Origin of the sequence: Lentzea californiensis, from assembly GCF_024648825.1 — a bacterium.
Classification (GTDB): domain Bacteria; phylum Actinomycetota; class Actinomycetes; order Mycobacteriales; family Pseudonocardiaceae; genus Lentzea; species Lentzea californiensis.
On sequence record NZ_JANBBE010000007.1, the window covers coordinates 403223 to 424039 of the forward strand.

Consider the following 20817-nt stretch of genomic DNA (forward strand, 5'->3'; position numbering starts at 1 on the left):
CCGCTAGACCGGCCAGGTCAGGGCCACACCTCCCGCGAGGTGCGGCCCTGACACCGGTTCCAGCACCGCCGCGCGCACGAGGCTCAGCACCTCGTATCGGGGTCCGGCGCGACGAACGAGCCCGCGCACGCACAGTTCCCTGGCGTACGGGCTGTGCCCGGGATCCTCTCCCTCGGCCATCCGCACCAGCAGCTCGCGCCCGTCGGCGTCCAATGTGGACAGCGAGCGGCGCAGTGAGTCGCGCAGGTGTGCCGAGGTGGGGTCGAGGGGGTTGGACCGCAGCCGTTCGAGCAGGTGCTGCGGCGAGTAGACCATGAACCACCCGGCCGCGAACTCCAGCGCCGACGGCAGCCCGTCCAGCTCGTGCACGAGGCCCATCAGCGCGGCCTGGTTCGCGGGCTCCGCTTTGAACGCGGGCCGCACCCGGTGCACGTGCGTGAGCAGCAACCGCACCGCGGGGTCGTCGGCCAGCGGGCCCAGCGGGAACACCTGCTCGCCGGGCAGCCCGATCGGCGCCAGCGCCGTGACGATGATCCGCAGCCGCGGGTGCGCCTCCAGCAGGCGCGGGTCGGGGCGGCGGTCGGTGACGAGGACGGTGTCCTGGTCGTCGTCGATCGACGGGGTCGTGTGGGACGGGTGCCACAGGACCGACCAGCCGTGCCGGAAGTGCAGAACGCCTGCGACCTCCAGGGCCAGCCGGGTCTTGCCGACGCCGCTGACCCCGGTGACGGTGACCAGCCCCGCGGGACCGGTGCCCGGCCGTCCCTCGGTGAGCAACGCCGCCAGCGCCGCCGCCTCCGCCTCCCGCCCGACGATCAGGCCGGCGGGCCCGGCCGGTGCGGGCGGCGCCACCGCGGACCGGCCCGCGGCACGACCACCCGCCTGCTGCAGGTCCGCGCGGTTCTCCTCGTCGAGCCGCAGCCCGTCCGCGAGCAGGCGCACCGTCTCCGCGCGCGGTGAGCGGGTGCGACCGCACTCCAGGTCGCGGATGGCCCGCACGCTCACCATCGCGAAGTCAGCCAGCTGTTGCTGGGTCAGGCCCGCGCCGATGCGGTGCGTGCGCAGCAGTTCTCCGAACTCCCTCATGCCCGTCCCCTCCTCGGCCTCCGAGTGTCGGGGTGATCGGGCGGCGAAACATGGGTGGCGACCCCCCATATTCACCTCCGCGCGTAAATCTGGGGGAATGGTCCCCATGTGCCGCCCGTCCGCGCGTGCGAGGTTGGCCGCGTGACCTCCGCGGCCGAGACCAGCACCGGTGAGAGCTGGACAGCGGCTTTCGCCCACGCCCTGCGCCCGCTGATCGACGCGTCCCGCACGGAGGTCGCGCCACCGTTCGACGCGTCCTTCGCCGAGCAACTGGGGCGGCGGCTCGTGGCGATCGCGGCACGAACGCTCGTGCTGGAGCTGCACGAGGCGCGCGACACGCTGACCAGCCCCACGAGCGCCGAGCGGTTCACCGAGTTCACGCGCACGCTGAACCTCTCGTCGATCTTCAACCGCTACCCGGTGCTGGCCAGGTTGCTCGCGCAGGCCTGTGAGCAGGCGGTGTCCACGCACCACGAACTGTCGTCGCGGTTCACCCGCGACCGGGCGAAGATCGTCCGGACGATCTTCGCGGGCGAGGACCCCGGCGCGTTGACCTCCATCGAGATGGGCCAGGGCGACGCGCACCAGCAGGGCCGGACCGTCGCGGTCCTGACCTTCGAGTCCGGCCGGAGGCTCGTCTACCGGCCTCGGCCGCTCGGGTTGCACGTGCGGTTCGCCGAACAGCTCGCCTGGCTCGCCACGCGAACCGGGATCGAGTTCCGGACGCCGAGGCTCCTGCCGCGCGACGGCTACGGGTGGATCGAGCACATCGGTCACGAGCCGTGCGCGGACGTGGCCGGGGTCGCCGACTTCTACCAGCGGCTCGGCGCGTTGCTCGCGCTGCTCTACGCGGTCGACGGCACCGACATGCACTACGAGAACCTCATCGCGTGCGGCGACCAGCCGGTCCTCGTGGACGTCGAGACGCTGTTCCACCCTACGTTGACACCACCCGACGCGGACCCGGCCACGCTCGCACTCGTGAACTCGGTGCACCGCACGGCCCTGCTCCCCCACGTGCTGATGGGCGACAACGGGGCCGTGGACGTGTCCGGGGTTGGCGGCGACCACGGCGCGCTGTCACCGTTGAACGCGGTCGACTGGGCCGACGCGGGCACCGACCGGATGCGGCTGGTCAGGCGCCCCAAGAAGTCGCCGGGGGCGTCGAACAGGCCGCTGCTCGGCGGCGTTCCCGCCGAACCCGCCGACTACCAGGATCCCCTGCTGGCCGGGTTCCGCGCGGGCTACGACGCGATAGTGGCGCACAGGAACGAGCTGCTGCAGCTCGTCCGGAAGTGCGTCAACGAGGAAGTGCGGTTCATAGCGCGCGCGACGCGGCAGTACGCGCGGTTGCTGGACGAGTCGACGCATCCGTCCGTGCTGGCCGACGCGCTGGACCGCGACCTGGCGTTCGGTGTGCTCGTGGTGGACGACCCGCTGCTCGACCGGCTGGTGCCGTTCGAGGTGTCCGACCTGTGGCGCGGTGACGTGCCGCTGTTCACGTGCCGGCCCGGGTCGACCGACCTGTGGACCGCGTCCGGGCTCCGGCTGCCGGGGATGCTGCCGGAGCCCGGGCTGCACGCCGTGACGCGCAAGGTCCTGGGGATGAGCGAGGTCGACCGGCACGACCAGCAGTGGGTGATCACGGCACTGCTGGCGTCGCGGCCGAGACCCGTGTCGCACCACAGCGGTGTCGTGGTGCCCGGTCACGTCGCGCCGGTCGACCCGGACCCGGCCCGGCTGCTGGTCGCCGCGTGCGGGATCGCCGACCAGATCCTCGCGCACGCCGTCACCGGGCAGGACCGGGTCAACTGGCTCGGCCTCGAGCTGGTCGACGACCGGCACTGGTCGGTGCAGCCGCTCGGCGCCGGCCTGTCCAACGGCTACACGGGTGTCGCGCTGTTCCTCGCCGAACTGGGCGCGTTGACCGGCGCCGCGCGGTACGTCGACTTCGCCCGCGACGCGTTGCGGCCGTTGCCGTCGCTGCTGGAGATGTTCGCCGAGGAACCGGAACTGGTCGCGGCCGTCGGTGGCGGGATCCACGGTCTCGGCGGCATTTGTCACGGGCTCGCCCGCCTCACGCACCTGCTCGAACTCGACCGCGACCTGCTCACGCAGGCCGTACGGCTGATGCCCCGGGAAGATTCGTCGCTCACCGTCGCGGACGGCGTGGCCGGCTCGTTGGCCGCGATGCTCTCCGTGGGCACGCCTGAGGCACTTGCGCTCGCCGACCACTACGCCTCTGCTCTGCGTGGCTCCCTCTGCTCCGCGAACGGGTTCGCTCGCGGCCGTGCGGGAATTGGATGGGCGCTGAGGCGTTACGCGGCAACGGTTCGGAACGAGTTAACTGACGTGGCCGCACGGACGTTCCTGGACAGCGACGGCGCCGACCCGACCGACACCGGCTGGTGCTCGGGTCTGGCCGGTGTCGCGCTGGCCCGTGACGACGAGCGGCCGGCCGGTGTGCTGGCGTCCGGAGAACCGTTGCGGGACATGAGTCTCTGCCACGGCGAACTGGGCGTCGTCGAGGCGCTGGCCGCCCACCACCCCAGCGCCGCGACCCGCCGCGTGGCGTTGTTGCTGGGAGCCCTGGAGGAACACGGCGCCCGGTGCGCCACACCGGGCGGCGTTCCCTCCCCCGGGCTGCTCACGGGCCTGGCCGGCATCGGTCACGGCCTGCTACGGCACGGGTTCTCGATCCCGTCAGTCCTGCTACTGCAAGCGTCACCCGAAACAGAGGAGTCCACTCGATGAACGAGTCCCTGCACCGCACGGCCGACCAGCCCGGACCGGCCGAGCACGCGATCGGGGAGATGGAGCTCGCACCGAAGACCTTCGCGGGTGCGCGGGCACGTGCGTTGATGGGTGTGACCATGGCGATGAGCGCGTTCGCGGCGATCACACCGGCGCTCTCGGACACCACGGTGAGCGTCCAGTAAGTGAATTTCTCCCCGAATACGCCTGGGCAGCCGATACGGAAGCCCGACCGGGACCGTTAGGGTCCAGACATGCAGACCCGAGCGCCCCAAGTGGTCGGCCGTGATCGCGAGATCACGGCCGTCACGGGGGCACTGGCGCGCACCCGCCAGTCCCGTGGTGGCGCCGTCTTCCTCACCGGGGAGGCGGGGATCGGCAAGTCCAGGCTCGCCCGTTACGCGGCGGGCCAGGCGTACGACGACGGCATGCGGGTGCTCAAAGGACGCGGCACCACCATCGGTCCGATGGTGCCGTTCCGTCCCATCGCGGAAGCACTCCTGGGCCTGTTCCGCGGCGAACCGCCGGACGACTCCGCGCTCGGGCCGTACAAACCGGTGCTGGGCACGCTGATCCCCGAGTGGCACGACCACCGGTCCACGAAGGAATCGGTCGTCGTGCTGGCGGAGGCGGTGCTGCGGCTGCTCGCGTCCGTCGCGCGCAAGACGCCGTGCCTGCTCGTGCTGGAAGACCTGCACGAGGCGGACGCGGAGACGCTCGCGGTCGTGGAGTACCTGGCGGACAACCTGGAGGACCAGCCGGTTCTGCTGCTGGCCACGATCCGCACCGAACCCGGCCACGCGCTCGAGCTCGTGCACCGGATGGTGCAACGCGGCTCCGGCAGGCTGGTGGAGCTGCACCGGCTCTCGCAGGACGAGGTGGGCCAGATGACGGCCGCCTGCCTGGACAGCGCGCCTGCCCCGGCGGAGCTCGTCGATCGCTTGTGGACGGACAGCGCCGGAAACCCGTTCGTCATCGAGGAACTGCTGCACGGCATGGTGAGCGGCGGCCTGCTCGTGGCCGGTGCGGACGGCTGGCAGGTGCTGGGCGAGCTCAAGCTGCCCGTGCCGGCCGCGTTCGTGCGCAGCGTCGCGCACCGCACGGACAGGCTGGGGCCGCAGGGCCGTGAGGTGCTGTCCATCGCGGCGGTGCTGGGCCACCGGTTCCCGCTTTCCGTGGTGCAGAAGGTCACCGGCATCGACGACCGCGAACTGCTCAGCCACCTGCACGCGGGAGTGGCCGCGCAGCTCGTGACCCCGGACGAGCCCGCCCCCGACTGGTACGCGTTCCGGCACCCGCTCACCGCCGACGCGTTGCTGGCCCAGCTGACCCCGGCCGAACGCGTGGACCTGTCGTCGCGCACGGCGGACGCGGCCGAGGACCTGCACCCCGGCCTGCCCGGCGACTGGTGCCCGCTCGTCGCGAAGCTGCGGTTCGACGCCGGATCCCGCACGAGGGCGGGACTTCTGTTCGCCGAGGCGGGCAGGCGGGCGTTGTCGGGCGGGGCGGCGGAGTCGGCGGTCACGCTGCTCGACCGCGCGCAGGGCCTGCTCACCGACGACGCGGTGGCCCGTGCCGAGGTGCTCGACACGCTGCTGCCGGCACTGGCCGAGACGGGGGACTTCGAACGCGCCTTCGCCCTGGAGGTGAACGACCTCCACGGGCTGGACGCGTCGCTGCGCGCGAAGCTCCACACGCGACTGTCCCGAGTGGCCTACCTCGCCGGCTGGTTCACCGAAGGCGTGGAACAGGTGCGCATCGCGCGGGCGCTGCTCGGGCCGGACGCACCGGACGAACTGGCCGCGCAGCTGGACGTCAACTCCGCGTACCTCACGCTGAACATCCCGAGCGCCGGCCGGATCGCGTCCGCGGCGGGCCTCGCCCGGCAGGCGGCACTGGCGGCGGACCGGGCGCGACTGCCGGCGGTGGCGTGCGAGGCGTGGCAGCTGCTCGGGATCATCGCGCGCGAGCAGGACATCGACGAGGCGAACGCCTGCTTCAGCAAGGCGCTCGCTCTCGCGGGCACGCACCAGATGCCGATCCAGCACGTCTACGCGCTGGTCCGCTTGGCGGGCAACGAATGGCTGCAGCACGGCAGCACCGCGTCCCTGGGCCGGACGCACGCCGAGGCGTGCCGGGCGGGCGCGATCACGGTGGCGCACAACGTGGACGCGATCCTGGCGCTGCAGTCGGTGCTGACTGGTGACCACGCCGTGGCCACCGAGGAGATCGAGCGGTGCCTGCGCACCACGACGCGCCTGCGGTTCCACGCGCTCACCCGCTACCTGCTGATGACGAAGGCGGTGCTCGCCGCACACCGGGGCAACCGCGCCGAGACCGAGGACGCCATCAGCGAGTTCGAGGCGGTCGCGAAGAACGGGGCGCAGGAGTACCCGCTGTGCTTCGGGCTCGCCCGCGCGTTCTGCGCGCTGCTGGAGGAGAACCACGCGCTGGCGATGACGGAGCTCGACCGCGCGCTCGACCTGGAATCGCAGAACCCAACGACGTTCCACCTGTCCGGCACGCACGGCATGCGAGTGCTGCTCGGCGTGCTCGACGGCCGGTTCGGCTGGCCGGACTACCACGCGCTGGCGGCGACGTCCGCGTCGGGAATGCGGTGGAACCGGCAGTTCACCGAGCTGGCGCACGCCGTGCTGCTCGGCCGGGACACCCGTTGCACCGAAGCCCTGGAAGCCTTCCAGCGCGCCCAGGAGGCCGCGGAACCGTATCCGCTGGCCCGTCACCTCGGCCGGCGGCTCGTCGCGCAGGAGGCGGCGGGATGGGGCGATCCGGTGTCCTGGCTGCGTTCCGCCGAGGAGTACTTCCACCAGGCCACGATCCCGGCGGTGGCGTCGGCGTGCCGGGGCCTGTTGCGGCAGGCGGGAGCACCGGTGCAGCAACGGCGCAGCGGCACCGACCAGGTGCCGCGGCAGCTGCGCGGGCACGGCGTGACGGTCCGCGAGTTCGAGGTGTTCGTGCTGCTGGCTGACCGGATGGGCAACAAGGCGATCGGCACGCGGCTGCACATCTCGCCGCGCACGGTGGAAAAGCACGTCGCGTCGCTCATCGCGAAGACCGGCCAGCCCGACCGTGAAGCGCTTTCCACCTACGCCGCGGCCTTGGGACGTTGACGTTTCGGTCTTGACCGAAACGTCGAGGTGCATCGGCCGAAAGACTGATGCAACCTCAGGGGCCCATCAGGTGTCCTTATCGGTAGGTTGGTCGAAACGACATGGGGGACGTTCGTGCGCAAAATTGTTCTCGCGCCGCTGTGCGCGCTGATCACGGTAGCCGTGGCGGCGTGCAGTCCGTCAGGTCCGGAACCGACCAATCCGGAGCTGGCGCCGCGCGGCACACCGATGACCAAGGTCAAGCCCACCAGGCAGGACCTGACCACCAAGCTCAGCATCTCCGGCAAGGTCGAGATGAACCCGACGTTCGGGCTCGTCGCGCCGGTCGCGGGACAGGTGCGGTACTTCGACGTCGCGGCTCCGAACGGCACTCCGACGAAGCCCATCCGGGTCGCGACGGTGTGGAAGGACCAGCAGCCGAACTACGTGGAGGCGCCGGCGGGTTCCACGTTCACCGGCAGGCTCGTCGACGACAAGGCGACGGTGACGGCGGGCATGCCGGTCGCGTCGGCCAAGCACGTCGGTTACGCGATCGTCGGCGACATCGACGGCCAGCAGGCTTACAAGATCAACGGCGCGCTCACCGACGTCGTGGTGCAGATCAAGAACGGGCCCGGCCCGTTCCCGTGCACCGTGCTCGGCACGATCGCCGCGCTGCCGCAGGGCACCGTCCCGGAGAAGCCGCCGGTCACGCCGGACACCAAGGACGAGAAGAAGGACCAGCCGCAGCAGCAGCCGCAACCCCAGCAGCAGCCGCAGCAGCCGAGTGCCTCCACCGGCCTGCGCATCGTGTGCACCGCGCCCGCGGACGTGCAGATGATCAACGGCGCCACCGCGTCGATCGAGGTCACCACCGGCAAGTCGGCGCAGGCGATGGTCGTCCCGGTCGAGGCCGTGGCGGGTCAGCAGGGCAAGGGCAAGGTCGACGTCATCCAGCCCGACGGCTCGCGCCGCACGGTCGACGTGGTGCTGGGCCTGACCGACGGCAAGGTCATCGAGGTCAAGTCCGGTCTCACCGGTGACGAGGAGCTCGCCGTGCCGGGCCCGAACCTGCCAGAGGGTCAGCAGCAGGGCGGCGACCAGTCCAAGCCGACGGGACCGTGATGACGCAGTCCTTCGAACAACCCACGGTGCAGGTCCAGGCACCGCTGCTCCAGCTCAACGGCATCACGAAAGTCCTGAAGGGGCAAGGGGAACCGCGCACGATCCTGTCCGGTGTGGACTTCACCGTCCACCCTGGACAGAGTGTGGCGATCCTCGGCCGTTCCGGTTCCGGCAAGTCGACGCTGCTGTCGCTGATCGGCCTGTTCGACCGCGCCGACGAGGGCAAGTACTTCCTGCACGGCAACGACATCACGAAGCTCCCCGAACGCAGGGCGGCGGCGTTGCGCAGCGCGGAGTTCGGGTTCGTGTTCCAGCGCTTCTTCCTGCTCAAGCACCTCACCGCGGCGCAGAACGTGGCGATGGCGCTGGTGAACGGCCAGGGCTGGTCGGCACGGCGCAAGCGCAAGCAGCAGGTGATGGAGGCGCTGGAGCAGGTCGGCATCGCGCACCTCGCGAAATCCAAGCCCACCAGGCTTTCCGGCGGTGAGCAGCAGCGCGTGGCGATCGCCCGCGCACTCGTCCGCCAGCCGCGCATCATCCTCGCCGACGAACCCACGGGCGCGCTCGACACCGAGACCGGCAACCTCGTCGTCGAGGTGCTGCTCAACACGACCAGGCAGGGCTGCGGCCTCGTGCTGGTCACGCACGACCACGACCACGCGCGCAAGATGGGCCGCGTGATGGAGCTGCGCGACGGGCGGTTCAACTGATGCTTTCCGGCAAGTTCCGGTCCGCCCTGGTCATCGGCGGACAGGGCATCCGCGCCCGAAAACTGCGCACGTTCCTCTCGATGGTCTCGCTGTTCCTCGGCGTCCTCGCCGTCGTGGCCGTGCAGGCGGGGTCCGAGATCGCCGAGCGCGCGATGCTCACCGACGTCGAGCTCCAGTCCGGCAAGGACGGCACGATCATGGGCTATGTCCCCGGCGAGAAGGGCGCGCCGGGCATCGTCGAGTCGACGCTGAAGGGCCGCACCGACGCGGTCGCGATGATCAGCTCTCGCGCGATCATCGGCGAGCCGGGCGTGCGGCCGATCAACGAGGGCGGCATGCCGTTCGAGTACGCGAACAGGGGCGGCGACTACTCCGGCCCGATGGTCTACTGCGACGCCAACGGCACCTGCACCGAACAGAAGAAGGAAGAGCGCAAGCCGGACGGCCAGGCGATCGAGGTCAGCATGGTCGCGCTGACCGGCGACATCCGCCCGTTCAAGCCGTTCCGCTCCGTCTCCGGCACCTGGCTGGACTTCGGCACCGCGCCGTCGCTGGCGCCTCGCATCGTGCTGAACGAGGAAGCCGCCAAGGGCCTCAAGCAGTACCGCGTCCCCGGCGAGATGATGATCGACGGCGCCACCCACCACGTGTCACCGCAGATCATCGGCGTCGTGCAGGACGGCTCCTCGCAACCGCGCGTCTACATGCGCCTCGACGAGCTGCGCACGTGGATGCCGGCGGCCGCCGCGACCACCGAGGTGGACAGGTTCCGCGGCGGCGGCACCCAGCTGGAGCTCTACCTGCAGCCGGGCACCGACGACCTGCAGCAGCTGATCAAGGCGAAGCTCACCGGCGCGGGCCTGGAACAGAACCAGATGCACTTCCAGACGGTGAACTCCAAGGAGCGCATGGAGTCCCAGCTGAAGATCATGCGCCTGATCTTCCTCGGCATGGCGTTCCTGGTGCTGCTCATCGGCGTCGCGGGAATCCTGAACGTCGGCCTCGCCACCGTCGGCGAGCGCGTCGAGGAGTTCGCGCTGCGCCGCGCGGTCGGCATGTCGCGCCTGCTGCTCGCGGGCATCGTGCTCGCGGAGACGTTGCTGACGGGCCTGCTGACCGCCGCACTGGCCATCGGCGCGGGCGTCGGTGGGTTGCAGGTGGCGCTGATGATGTTCGGTAGCAGGTTCCCGTCGTTGCAGGGCACCGCTTTCCCCTGGGAGGCGGGTGTCGCGGGCGTGATCGCGGGTCTCGTCGCCGGTGTGCTCGGCGGGCTCATCCCGGCCATCCGGGCGGCGCGGATCCCGATCGCCACAGTCATGCGGGCCTGAGTGCTGTGGCCGCCGGCCTTTGCCCCGTGTTTCGACGGTCAGACGGGCGCATCGCGGCGCCGGCCCCGCGCCCTCATATCGGGCATATGGGGGCGCGGGGCCGGTGTCGCGAGGTGTCCTGCTGAGCGCCGGAACACGCGGTGAAGGTCGGCGGCCACAGCACTCCCTGGCCCGTTGCCGGCGAAGCCCCGGACCGCTTGACGCGGGCCGGGGCTTCGTATTTTCCGCGAACTAGTTGAGCTCGTCCGGGTTCGGCCCGATGCGGCCGCCACGGTCCAGAGTGGACAGCAGCTCGAGCTCGGCCTGCGGGAGCTCGAAGTCGAACACGTCGATGTTCTCCTGGATCCGGGACGGCGTCACGGACTTCGGGATCACGACGTTGCCGATCTGCAGGTGCCAGCGCAGCACGATCTGTGCGGGCGACTTGCCGTGCGCGAGCGCGATCTTCTGCACGACGGGGTCGCTGAGCAGCTCGCCGCCCTGGCCGAGCGGGGACCAGGCCTCGGTCTGGATGCCGTGCTCGGCGTGGAACGCGCGCAGTTCTTCCTGCTGGAAGTACGGGTGCAGCTCGATCTGGTTGACCGCCGGCACGACGCCGGTCTCGTCGATCAGCCGGCGCAGGTGCGCGGGCTGGAAGTTGGAGACGCCGATCGCGCGGACGCGGCCCTCCTTCTGCAGTTCGACGAACGCCTTCCAGGTGTCGACGTAGTTGTCGCGGGCCGGGGTCGGCCAGTGGATCAGGTAGAGGTCGAGGACGTCGAGGCCGAGCTTGCGCAGCGACTCGTCGAACGCGCGCTTCGTGGCGTCGTAGCCGTGGTCGTCGTTCCAGAGCTTGGTGGTGACGAAGACGTCGTCGCGGTTCAGGCCGGACTGCGCGATGGCCGCGCCCGTGCCGGCCTCGTTGCCGTAGGCGGCGGCGGTGTCGATGCTGCGGTAACCGGCCTTCAGCGCCTCGGCGACGGCCGGGGTGGCCTCCGCGTCGGGCACCTGCCAGACGCCGAAGCCGAGCTGGGGCATGGTGACGCCGTTGTCGAGCTTCACGGTGTTCAAAGCGGAAATCCTCACTGTGGTCAGGGAATGAGCGTCGGTGCGGTGCCGCCGTCGACGCGCAACGCGGCTCCGGTCGTCGCGGACGACAGGTCCGACGCGACGTAGGTGATGAGGTTCGCGACCTCGTGCGGGCGGATCAGGCGGCCCAGCAGCAACGTCGGGCGCTCGGTGCGGACGAACTCGGCCTCGCCGCCCTCGCCGACGCGCTCGCGGATGAACTCCTCGACGCCGGGCGTCAGCGTCGGGCCGGGCAGCACCGAGTTCACGGTGACGCCGGTGCCCTTGACCTCCTGGGCCATGCCCCGCGAGATCGCGATCTGCGCGGTCTTCGTCATGCCGTAATGGACCATCTCGGTGGGCGTGAAGACGCCGGACTCGCTGCTCACGAAGATCACCCGGCCCCAGCCGCGCTCGACCATGCGCGGCGTGTAGTGCCGGGCCAGCCGGACGCCGGACATGATGTTGGTGTCGAAGTAGCGCTGCCACTCGGCGTCGTCGATCTCGAAGACCGGCTTCGCGCCGTAGATCCCCAGGTTGTTGACCAGCACGTCCACGTCCGGCACCTGGGCGACCAGGTCGGCCGCGCCCTCGGCGGTCGCGAGGTCCGCCGCGACGCCGCGCACGTCACCGCCGGCGCTGAGCTTGCCGACCGCCTCGGCCACCCGCTCCTCGGTGCGGCCGGTGATGACGACGGTGGCACCCGCCTTGAGCAGGCTCTCCGCCGAGGCGAAGCCGATGCCCGCGGTGGAGCCCGTCACAAGTGCCGTGCGTCCCGACAGATCCATGTCTCTCCCCGGTAGACTTGCTGAAGACGATTACAAGCGTACGCAATAGTTGCAGACGCTGTCTATTCGAGAGAGGTTGACCTATGTCACTGGACGACGACGCCGTCCAGGCACGCGCACAGGGCTGGCGCACACTCGCGGCGCTGCACGCGCGCATCGAGGACCGTCTCGAGAGGGCGCTGCAGAAGGCGCACTCCCTCTCCGTCAGCGAGTACACCGTTCTGGACGTCCTCAACCGCCAGGACGGCTTCCACCTTCGGATGAACCAGCTCTCCAACGCCGTGGTGCTCAGCCAGTCGGCCACGACGCGCCTGGTCACCCGCCTGGAGGACCGGGGCCTGCTCGCGCGCTACCTCTGCCCGACCGACCGGCGCGGCATCTACACCGAGGTCACCGGGAAGGGCCACGAGCTGCTCGCGCTCGCCCGTCCCACGCACGACGAGGTGCTCTCCGAGTCGCTGTCGGAAGCCGGGGACGTCCCGGAGCTCAAGCCACTCGTTGAGGCGCTCGCCAAGCTGTAGCCGCTGGAGCAAGATCACGCGCATGGATCTCCACGCCCTGATCCGCGCCGAGGCGCCGTTGGCCGAGCAGCAGCGCGCCCTCACCGAACCGGTGCTGACCGCGCTCGTCGACCACGGCGTGCACCGCCTGATCGCCCCGAAGCGCTACGGCGGCGCCGAACTCGGCCTGCCGCAGTGGTGCCGGGAGGTCCAGGAGCTGTCGCGAGCGGACGCCTCGACCGGCTGGACCGCGATGACGACCACGATCTCGTCGTCCCTGGCCTGGTACCTGCCGGTGGAGGCCGCCGACGAGGTGTTCGGCGACCCGCGCGCGTTGATCGCGGGCACCGCGGCGCCGTTGGGCAAGGCCGTGGAGACCGACGGCGGTTACCGCGTCACCGGCCGTTGGGGCTGGGGCAGCGCTGTCACCCACGCGTCGTGGGTCATCGGCGGCACCTTCACGCCAATTGGTCCGCGTCTCGCCGTGTATCCGCGTTCGGACGTGACGATCCACGACACGTGGCATGCCGCCGGCCTGCGTGCGACCAGTTCGCACGAGTTCTCTCTCACGGACGCCTTCTTGCCGTCCAGGCGCGCGGTGTGGCCGATCGGCGGCACGCCCGGCATCGAGGGCCCGATCACGGTGTTCCCGTACTTCAGCTTCCTGGCCGTGGGCGTCGCGTCCGTGTGCCTAGGCGTCGCCCGCCGCGCGATCGACGAGATCGAGGCGCTGGCCGTCGAGAAGACCCCGCAGTACGCGGCGACCCGCCTCGCCGAGCAGACCGGCGTGCAGGTCGAGCTCGCGCTGATGGAGGCCCGGCTGTCGTCCGCGACGGCGTTCCTGCACGACGCGCTGAGCGCGGCCTGGGACCACGCGCTGAACGGCGAGGCCACGCCGGACCCGGTGAAGGCACGGCTGCGGCTGGCCTGCTCGTTCGCCTCCGGTGAGGCCGCGGACGTGACGCAGAAGGCGTTCGCGGCGGGCGGCGGCAGCTCGGTGTTCGAGTCGTCCGCCCTGCAACGCTGCCTGCGCGACGCGCACGTGGCCGCCCAGCACACGGTGGTGTCGCGCCGGATGCTGGAGACGTACTCGATGCTCAAGCTGGGGCTCGGCCCGGACATGACGAGGTTCTGATGGACGCCCTCGAAGCGATCATGACCACGCGGGCGATCCGCCGCTTCACCGGCGAGCCCGTCGCCGAGGACGACGTGTGGACGTGCCTGCGCGCGGCCCAGCAGGGGCCGTCCGGCGGCAACGTCCAGCCCACGCGGTACCTGGTCGTCACCGATCCGGACGTGCGCGCCGAACTGGGCAGGCTCTACCGCAGCGCGTTCACCCGCTACTCCGAGGCGGCACCCGAACGCACCGACGCCGCCGGCCTGCGGATCGGCCGGTCCGCGAACCACCTCGCCGACACCCTGGCCTCCGTGCCGGTGATCGTGTTCTTCCTCATGCCCCGCCTGCCGTCGCTGGTCGAGGGCATCGACATCGGACCGGTGCACGCGTCGGTCTACCCGGCCGTGCAGAACTTCTGCCTGGCCGCCCGCGCGCTGGGGCTCGGCACCACGCTGACCACGGTCATCAGGGTGCACCACGCCGAGGCGCTGGAGCTGCTCGGCGTGCCGGACCGGTGGGAGATCGCCGCGATGGTGCCGCTCGGACACCCCGCGGAGAAGTTCGCCGTGGCCGTGCGGCGCGACGTGGCGGAGGTGACGTCGTTCGACCGCTGGAGTTAGTTAGGGTGCTTCCATGCCCGACACGCAGTACGAAGACCTGCTCCGCCACGTCCTGAAAGAGGGCGTGCGCAAGGAGGACCGCACCGGCACCGGCACGCGGTCCATCTTCGGCCACCAGCTGCGCTACCCGCTCGCCGCGGGCTTCCCGCTGATCACGACGAAGCGCGTGCACTTCAAGTCGATCGCGTACGAGCTGCTGTGGTTCCTTCGGGGCGACAGCAACGTGAAGTGGTTGCAGGAGCACGGTGTGTCCATCTGGGACGAGTGGGCGTCGCCCGAAGGCGAGCTCGGCCCGGTCTACGGCGTGCAGTGGCGCTCGTGGCCCACCCCGGACGGCGGGCACGTCGACCAGATCGCCGAGGCGCTGAAGACCTTGCGGACGAACCCGGACTCGCGCCGGATCATCGTCTCCGCCTGGAACGTCGGCGAGATCGCGCAGATGGCGCTGCCGCCGTGCCACGCGTTCTTCCAGTTCTACGTGGCGGACGGCAAGCTCTCCTGCCAGCTCTACCAGCGCAGCGCGGACCTGTTCCTCGGCGTGCCGTTCAACATCGCCTCCTACGCGCTGCTGACGCACATGATCGCGGCGCAGACGGGCCTCGGCGTCGGCGACTTCATCTGGACCGGCGGCGACTGCCACATCTACGACAACCACGTCGAGCAGGTCGAGCTGCAGCTCAGCCGTGACGCACGCGAGTTCCCCGCGCTGAAGATGGCCCCGGCGGCGTCCCTGTTCGACTACGAGTACGAGGACTTCACGATCGAGGGCTACGACCCGCATCCCGGCATCAAGGCTCCGGTGGCGGTGTGATCGGCCTGATCTGGGCGCAGTCCGCGAACGGCGTGATCGGCCGCGACAACGCCATCCCCTGGCGCATCCCCGAGGACATGAAGCACTTCCGCGAGATCACCGCGGGCTCGGCCGTCCTCATGGGACGCCGCACCTGGGAGTCGCTGCCGCCGCGTTTCCGCCCGCTGCCGGGCCGCCGCAACCTGGTGCTGTCGCGCACTCCCCGGGAAGGCGCGGAGACGTTCGACAGCCTGGAGAAGGCTCTGGCGGACGTCACCGGTGACCTGTGGGTGATGGGCGGGTCGGCGGTGTACGCGGCGACGCTGCCGTTCGCCGACCGCGTCGAGGTGACCGAGATCCGCGAGTCGTTCGAGGGCGACACGTTCGCCCCCGCCGTGGATCGTGAGCCGGTCGGCGTCGGCGAGTGGCTGGAGTCGAGCAGCGGCCTGCACTACCGGTTCGTCAGCTACTAGGGCGTGTATCGAAGTCTGGTTCGATGAGAGTCGCACTTGAGGTGGTTCCTGGTGGTGCGGCCGGACGGCCCGCATACCGCTGTTGTACGTGGGTCGTCCGGCCGTGCCGCCAGGGGCCGCCTCGGGCCCGGCTATCGCGGACCAGACTTCGATACACGCCCTAGCGCCGGCCGCCGAACTCCCACTCGTGCACCTCGACCGCGTCGTAGCGGTCGTGAGTCAGCACCGCCGCCGGGTCGGCCGTCCTGACCAGCGCCGCCGTGCCCAGCCACGCGGCGCCGTCGTCGGACAGCAACGGCCCGTAAGCGATCAGCTCCTCGGGCCGCGCCGGCACGAGGTCGGCGGCCTCCCCCGCCCCGAAGCCGAGCACGAGGTGCCCTCCGCCTTCACGGCCTCCGGCGAAGTCCCACATGGTGCGCCCGAGCACGTTGCGCCACCGGCGCACCAGCACGTCCCGGTAGCCGCCGGCCTGGTAGACGGGCTCCTCGAACGCGAACGCACGGGCCGCCGCCGCGTCCGGCACGTCGACGACGTGCACGCTTCCGGTGAGCACGCCGTCCAGGAACGTCGGGCCGCGGGCGATGAGCGAGAACCCGTCCATGTAGGCCCAGTGCTCCTCGATCAGCCGCGAGCGCAGCGGCGTCGAACCGGGCCGATCCCGGTGGTAGCAGAGGAACTCCACTAGAGCCCGACCTCGGCGGTCCACACGGGAAGGACGACGTCCTCGCCCGTTCCCGGCGAGGCGCCGGCCAGGTAACCGCCGACGACGGCCGCGAGCGTCGCGTCCGGATCGACCTTGACGTCGAACGGCAGCGCGTCCTTCTTCGCCGAGCTCGTCGAGCACTTCAAGTGCCCCGCCTGCGCGTCGAACCAGACGTAGAAGGTCGCTGTCCGCTCCATCGCGGTCACGCGCTCGCCGAGCCGTCGCGCGGTCTCCTCGAACGCGGCGACCACCTCCGCCGCCACGGGTGTCTCCCCGCGGGCCCTGCCCAGCGCCCAGGTGTTCTCCTCCGCCTGGGCGAGGAGATCGCCTTTCAGCAGCAACGGCTCGTCCGCGACCTCGCGGATCCACTTCGTCAGCGTCACCGGCGCCGTGCCCTGGCGTGCCATGCCTCCACGATCAACTCTTCCAATTCCCCCACCTCGATGTGTTCCAGCCGCACCAGGATCGCCGGATACCCGTGGAAGTGCGGTGTCGTGAAGTAGACCGAGTGGTCCGAGGCCAGCAACGCCTCCTTGGCGCCCAGATCCGGCACGCGGGCCGCCAGGATCGGTCCGGACGGTGCCGCGGCGCCCAGCGCCGACAGGTCCGTCTTGCGCAGCGGCCGTTCCCAGACGAACAGCTTGTCCTCGACCCTCCAGTCGACGACGCCCTCCCGCACCCGCTCCGTCACGTCGGGCATGGAGGTGGCGATCCTGTGCACGTCGTCCCAGGTGGCCATCACAAGCTCCTACAGGTGGTCCGGCGGACGCTGCTGCTCGGCCAGGAACCGTTCGAACTCGGCGCCCAGTTCGTCCGCGCTGGGGAGGTCGGTGTTGCCGACAGTCTGGATGAACGCGTCGTACTGCCGCTCGAGCGCCTCCACGACCTGGGCGACCTCCTCCGACTCCGCGACCTGGCGGTGGATCTCGGCGTCGGCGGCCTGGGCGGCGTCGGCCAGGCCGCCGATGGGCAGCGCCAGGCCGGTGGCGCGGGCCAGGGCGTCGAGCAGGGTCACGGCGGCGGTCGGGTACTGCGACTGCGCCAGGTAGTGCGGCACCTGGGCGGCGAAGCCCATCGCGTCGTGGCCCGCCTGGCCGAGGCGGAACTCCAGCAGGCCGGAGACGTTGCCCGGCACCTGCACGCGGTTGAAGAAGGGCTGGTACTCCGAGACCAGCTCGGGGCGCGTGGCGTGGCCGATGACGTTCAACGGCCGTGTGTGCGGCACGCCCATCGGGATGCCGTGGAAGCCCATCGTCAGACGCACGCCCCAACGGTCGATGAGAGAACGCACGGCCTGGATGAACGCCTCCCAGCGGCGGTCCGGCTCCGGGCCGGTGAGCAGCAGGAACGGGTGGCCCGCGCTGTCCCAGAGCAGGTGCACGACCAGTTCGGGGGCGGCGTAGTCCTCCCAGTGGTCGGTCGCGTAGGTCATCAGCGGGCGGCGCGAGCGGTAGTCGATCAGGCCGTCGACGTCGAAACGCGCGACGACGCGGCTCTCCAGCGTCTCCAGCAGGTGTTCGGTGAGCAGACGGCCCGCGGCGCCGGCGTCCATGAAGCCCTCGAAGTGGTGCAGCAGCACCGCACCCGTGAGGTCCGGGACCTCCGAGTCCACCTCGTACAGGTTCTCCGGGTCCACCGCACGCCTCCTGATCAATCGCTCTCGTCTCGTCCAAGCCAACCACGTGCACGCGGAACTGATTCCGCACGGGTCGATTAGCCCATACGGCCCGTGTGCGCGCATCACCTCACGGGTACTCCAACACGGTGTATAGGCGCTGGGTGACGCGTGGAGCATTGGTCGCGGCCGTCCTCATTCTCCTCGGGGCGGCGGTGTTCGCCTTCGGGCAGATGAAACCTTTCGGTGACGAATCGATCGACCGCAGCCAGCCCGCGATGCTCAAGTCGGTGCGGGACATGAGCCAGTACCACGCCGCGGCGGGCGAGTTCCAGGTCGTGCTGGACATCGAGAACGACGTCAAGTGGGTGCCGGCCGCGCTGGCGGGCGAGCGCACGCTGTTCGTCGCGGCGGGGTCCGTCAACGCCTTCGTGGACCTGGGCACGCTGAAGGACGACGGGCTGGTCCTGTCGCCGGACGGCAAGACCGTCGAGCTGCGCGTGCCGAAGCCGCAGCTCGACAAACCGAACCTGCACCACGACAGGTCGTACGTCTTCAGCCAGGAACGCGGCCTGATCAACGACCTGCAGGCCCTCGCCGGACCGCCCGACCAGCAACGGTTCTACGTCGCGGCGGAGGCCAAGCTCAGCGAGGCCGCGCAGAAGTCGGAGATCCTCAAGCGGGCCGAGGACAACACCCGTGTGATGTTGACGGGAATGTTGCAGTCACTGGGGTTCCAGGTGAAGGTGAGCACCGACTGAACCTCCTGGCCGATCCCTGCGAACGTCCAGCGGTGACCCACTCGCTCCGGGATAGGATCCGCCGGTGGAAGACGATCTGATGGCCTGGGCGCCCGCGCGGGACGCCGCGCAGGCGCCTGAGATCGCGTTGCCCGGTTTCAGCGCCTTCCGCGTGATCGCGCAGGGCGGCGAGGGCACGATCCACCGCGCCCGCCAGGACGGCCTGGGCAGGGACGTCGCGGTCAAGGTGCTGCAGGTGACGGACCCGGCCACGGTCGCGCGCTTCCGCCGCGAACTGGCGATCACCGTCGAACTGGGCCGCCAGCACCCGCACATCGTCACGGTGCTCGACACGGGCACGCTGCCGGACGGCCGCCCGTGCATCGTCATGGAGTTCTACGAACGAGGCTCGCTGCACGACCGTTTGCGCGCCATGGGCCCGCTGCCCGTGCAGGACGTGGTGGCGGCGGGCATCGCGGTGGCGGACGCGCTGGCGTTCGCGCACGGCCAGGGCATCCTGCACCGGGACGTGAAACCGCAGAACGTCCTGGTGCTCCCGACCTCGTACGTGCTGGCCGACTTCGGCATCGCCCGCGGCGCCGACGCGGGGCATTCCGCGTCACTGCAGATGGTCAGCTACCGGCACGCCGCCCCGCAGATGCTGGAGGGCGCCACCCCGTCGTTCGCCGACGACGTCTGGTCGCTCGGCTCGACGCTGTTCACGCTACTCGAGGGCAAGCCGCCGTTCGCCTCGGACAACCCGGACGAGGACACGCTGCTGTCCTACGTCGGCCGCGTCAGCAACGGTGAACCCCGGCCACTCACCCGGTTCGACGTGCCGGCGTGGCTGGTCGCCGTGATCGGCCGCTGCCTGCGCAAGGACAGGGCGGAGCGCTTCGGTTCGGCACTGGAGTTGCGCGACGCGCTGATGGCGGCGAACTCCGGCACCGCGCTGTCCACTGTGGACCCGGACGCGACGGCGATGCTGGGCGAACGCCCCGACTTCTACCCGGAGGGCCCGACCGAGGCGCCCGGTTTCGGTCCTCGCGGGTTCAAGCCCGAACCGGAACCAGAACCGGAACCCGAGCCCGAGCGCGACGACTCGTGGCAGGGCAGGCTCGAAGACCTGACGTACCGGCAGCACGACCTGGTCCCGCCACCGCCTCCGCGGCCTGTTCCGGTCGCGGTGCTGCCGAGCGTGGAACTTCCTCCGGTCGAACCGATGACGGCACCGGTCCGCAAGAGCAAGCGCGGCGGTGTGCTCGCGTTGCTGGCCGTGATCGCGGTGACGGGCGGCCTGGCCGCGGGCATCTTCCTCAACCGGGACGGCGGCGGTCAGCAGGCTCAACCACCCGTGACGACAACGACACCGCCCGTGCCGACTTCGGACTCCGCGGACGCGGGACCGTCGCCGAACACCGACCCGAAGTTCGTCCCGGTCCTCAAGCGCGCCGAGTACCGCGGCAAGGCGATCGAGCTGGAGTGGACCGATCCGAGCGACGGCCAGGCCCAGTTCGTGGTGGTGGACGTGACCGGCGCCAAACCGTACGCGGTGATCACGGTGACCGGTGGAGGCACCGAGCACGTCATCGAGGACGGTGGTGGCGACCGGCGTTGCTTCCAGATCGCGGCCCTCGGCTCCCACGGCGAACGCGGCAGCTCCGCAAAGGTCTGTGCCAACAGGAACTAGTGGTGCGGCCCGGACGTTGCCGAGCGAATGGGCCGGGTCGCACCACTAGTTCCGGACGGATGTTGTTGCGGGCGCACGAACTGGCGTACGGTCCCCCGGTGCAGAGCGCTCGTTATGCCGGCCCACCGATGTTCGCTCGTGGACGAAAGCGCCGGACACTCGTGGTATGGGCGGCCGTTCCGCTCGTCGTCGGCATCGGCATCGGGATGCTGATCGGCGGCAACCTGCAGTCGAAGTCCCCTCAGAACACCGGTGACACCATCCCGTCGCCCGCTGTGCCCGATCAGCTCGAATACACGGACATGCCGTGCGATCCGGGCTCGTCCGTCCTCGTGCTGCACTCGCTGGAGGGCGCGATGGCGCAGTCGGAGGTCAGGGTGCTGCTGGACTACGAGACGATGTGGGTGCGGCACCGTGAGAGCGCGAACCCCGCTCTGCGCGGCCAAACCGCGCTGCTGAGCAGACGCGACGACGTGTGCCCGGTCATCGTTCCGGAGGACTCGCGGTTCACGCAGTTCATCTGGCTCGGCCCGTTCCCCTCGGACACGGCGCCCGCGCTGTGCGAGGCGCTGTTCAAGGTGACCGGGAAGAACTGCATCCCCGCACAGGTGGTCCGCTGAT

At 70.5% G+C, this 20817-nt stretch carries 21 protein-coding genes; 14 read left to right on the plus strand and 7 right to left on the minus strand.

Translation table 11 applies throughout. From position 1 onward, the window contains the following. Positions 1–3 precede the first annotated feature (3 nt). Positions 4–1086 carry a helix-turn-helix domain-containing protein gene (locus LX88_RS26360; RefSeq protein ID WP_258950483.1) on the minus strand — a complete coding sequence of 361 codons (1083 nt, stop codon included), beginning with the start codon at positions 1084–1086 and terminating at the stop codon, positions 4–6. Positions 1087–1227: 141 nt separating this feature from the next. Between LX88_RS26360 and LX88_RS26365 the strand changes: the two genes are divergently transcribed. The 6 genes from LX88_RS26365 to LX88_RS26390 all read left to right on the plus strand — a co-directional run bounded on the left by LX88_RS26365 (position 1228) and on the right by LX88_RS26390 (position 10113). Further along, a complete protein-coding gene (locus LX88_RS26365; RefSeq protein ID WP_258950484.1) occupies positions 1228–3840 on the plus strand; it encodes a type 2 lanthipeptide synthetase LanM family protein in 2613 nt (870 codons plus the stop codon). Further along, entirely contained in the window at positions 3837–4025 is a 189-nt protein-coding gene (locus LX88_RS26370) for a hypothetical protein (protein ID WP_258950485.1), read from the plus strand. The genes LX88_RS26365 and LX88_RS26370 overlap by 4 nt, the downstream gene beginning before the upstream one ends. Before the next feature lie 69 nt (positions 4026–4094). Further along, positions 4095–6971 (plus strand): LuxR family transcriptional regulator, encoded by a 2877-nt coding sequence (locus tag LX88_RS26375; protein WP_258950486.1) that lies wholly within the window; start codon positions 4095–4097, stop codon positions 6969–6971. Between the two features lie 114 nt (positions 6972–7085). Continuing rightward, entirely contained in the window at positions 7086–8075 is a 990-nt protein-coding gene (locus LX88_RS26380; protein WP_258950487.1) for an efflux RND transporter periplasmic adaptor subunit, read from the plus strand. Beyond that, the gene (locus LX88_RS26385) at positions 8075–8785 is read left to right on the plus strand and encodes an ABC transporter ATP-binding protein (RefSeq protein ID WP_090068832.1); all 711 of its coding nucleotides are present in this window, start codon (positions 8075–8077) and stop codon (positions 8783–8785) included. Before LX88_RS26380 ends, LX88_RS26385 begins: the two co-directional genes overlap by 1 nt. Next, entirely contained in the window at positions 8785–10113 is a 1329-nt protein-coding gene (locus tag LX88_RS26390) for an ABC transporter permease (RefSeq protein WP_258950488.1), read from the plus strand. The genes LX88_RS26385 and LX88_RS26390 overlap by 1 nt, the downstream gene beginning before the upstream one ends. 231 nt (positions 10114–10344) lie before the next feature. Here the strand turns inward: LX88_RS26390 and LX88_RS26395 are convergent, their stop codons facing one another. Then, entirely contained in the window at positions 10345–11130 is a 786-nt protein-coding gene (locus LX88_RS26395; protein WP_258950560.1) for an aldo/keto reductase, read from the minus strand. A 53-nt stretch (positions 11131–11183) separates the two neighbouring features. Next, positions 11184–11948: an SDR family NAD(P)-dependent oxidoreductase gene (locus LX88_RS26400; protein WP_090068828.1), complete on the minus strand. Its 765-nt coding sequence runs from the start codon at positions 11946–11948 to the stop codon at positions 11184–11186. Positions 11949–12031: 83 nt separating this feature from the next. Between LX88_RS26400 and LX88_RS26405 the strand changes: the two genes are divergently transcribed. Genes LX88_RS26405 through LX88_RS26425 form a run of 5 tightly spaced genes read left to right on the plus strand, consistent with a single transcriptional unit; the run spans position 12032 to position 15448 of the window. Next, entirely contained in the window at positions 12032–12469 is a 438-nt protein-coding gene (locus tag LX88_RS26405) for a MarR family winged helix-turn-helix transcriptional regulator (protein WP_090068826.1), read from the plus strand. A 22-nt stretch (positions 12470–12491) separates the two neighbouring features. After that, positions 12492–13583: an acyl-CoA dehydrogenase family protein gene (locus LX88_RS26410; RefSeq protein WP_258950489.1), complete on the plus strand. Its 1092-nt coding sequence runs from the start codon at positions 12492–12494 to the stop codon at positions 13581–13583. Next, the gene (locus tag LX88_RS26415) at positions 13583–14185 is read left to right on the plus strand and encodes a nitroreductase family protein (protein ID WP_258950490.1); all 603 of its coding nucleotides are present in this window, start codon (positions 13583–13585) and stop codon (positions 14183–14185) included. Before LX88_RS26410 ends, LX88_RS26415 begins: the two co-directional genes overlap by 1 nt. Before the next feature lie 13 nt (positions 14186–14198). Next, positions 14199–14996: a thymidylate synthase gene (locus LX88_RS26420; RefSeq protein ID WP_258950491.1), complete on the plus strand. Its 798-nt coding sequence runs from the start codon at positions 14199–14201 to the stop codon at positions 14994–14996. Next, on the plus strand, positions 14993–15448 hold the full coding sequence (locus LX88_RS26425; protein ID WP_258950492.1) for a dihydrofolate reductase: 456 nt from the start codon (positions 14993–14995) through the stop codon (positions 15446–15448). Before LX88_RS26420 ends, LX88_RS26425 begins: the two co-directional genes overlap by 4 nt. Positions 15449–15608: 160 nt before the next feature. On the opposite strand, the gene LX88_RS26430 is transcribed toward LX88_RS26425, so the two are convergent. Genes LX88_RS26430 through LX88_RS26445 form a run of 4 tightly spaced genes read right to left on the minus strand, consistent with a single transcriptional unit; the run spans position 15609 to position 17787 of the window. Continuing rightward, on the minus strand, positions 15609–16130 hold the full coding sequence (locus LX88_RS26430) for a YciI family protein (protein ID WP_258950493.1): 522 nt from the start codon (positions 16128–16130) through the stop codon (positions 15609–15611). Next, the gene (locus tag LX88_RS26435; protein ID WP_258950494.1) at positions 16130–16558 is read right to left on the minus strand and encodes a hypothetical protein; all 429 of its coding nucleotides are present in this window, start codon (positions 16556–16558) and stop codon (positions 16130–16132) included. The genes LX88_RS26430 and LX88_RS26435 overlap by 1 nt, the downstream gene beginning before the upstream one ends. Beyond that, entirely contained in the window at positions 16531–16890 is a 360-nt protein-coding gene (locus tag LX88_RS26440) for an MmcQ/YjbR family DNA-binding protein (protein ID WP_090068812.1), read from the minus strand. Before LX88_RS26440 ends, LX88_RS26435 begins: the two co-directional genes overlap by 28 nt. Positions 16891–16899: 9 nt before the next feature. Further along, the gene (locus LX88_RS26445) at positions 16900–17787 is read right to left on the minus strand and encodes a proteasome assembly chaperone family protein (protein WP_258950495.1); all 888 of its coding nucleotides are present in this window, start codon (positions 17785–17787) and stop codon (positions 16900–16902) included. A gap of 143 nt (positions 17788–17930) precedes the next feature. On the opposite strand from LX88_RS26445, the gene LX88_RS26450 reads away from it, so the two are divergent. The 3 genes from LX88_RS26450 (at position 17931) to LX88_RS26460 (ending at position 20816) form a co-directional block, all read left to right on the plus strand. Continuing rightward, a complete protein-coding gene (locus LX88_RS26450) occupies positions 17931–18527 on the plus strand; it encodes a DUF4230 domain-containing protein (protein ID WP_258950496.1) in 597 nt (198 codons plus the stop codon). A 64-nt stretch (positions 18528–18591) separates the two neighbouring features. Beyond that, the gene (locus LX88_RS26455) at positions 18592–20196 is read left to right on the plus strand and encodes a serine/threonine-protein kinase (protein WP_258950497.1); all 1605 of its coding nucleotides are present in this window, start codon (positions 18592–18594) and stop codon (positions 20194–20196) included. Positions 20197–20357: 161 nt separating this feature from the next. After that, complete coding sequence (locus tag LX88_RS26460) at positions 20358–20816, plus strand: hypothetical protein (RefSeq protein ID WP_258950498.1); 459 nt, start codon at positions 20358–20360, stop codon at positions 20814–20816. The last annotated feature ends 1 nt before the right edge of the window (position 20817 follow it).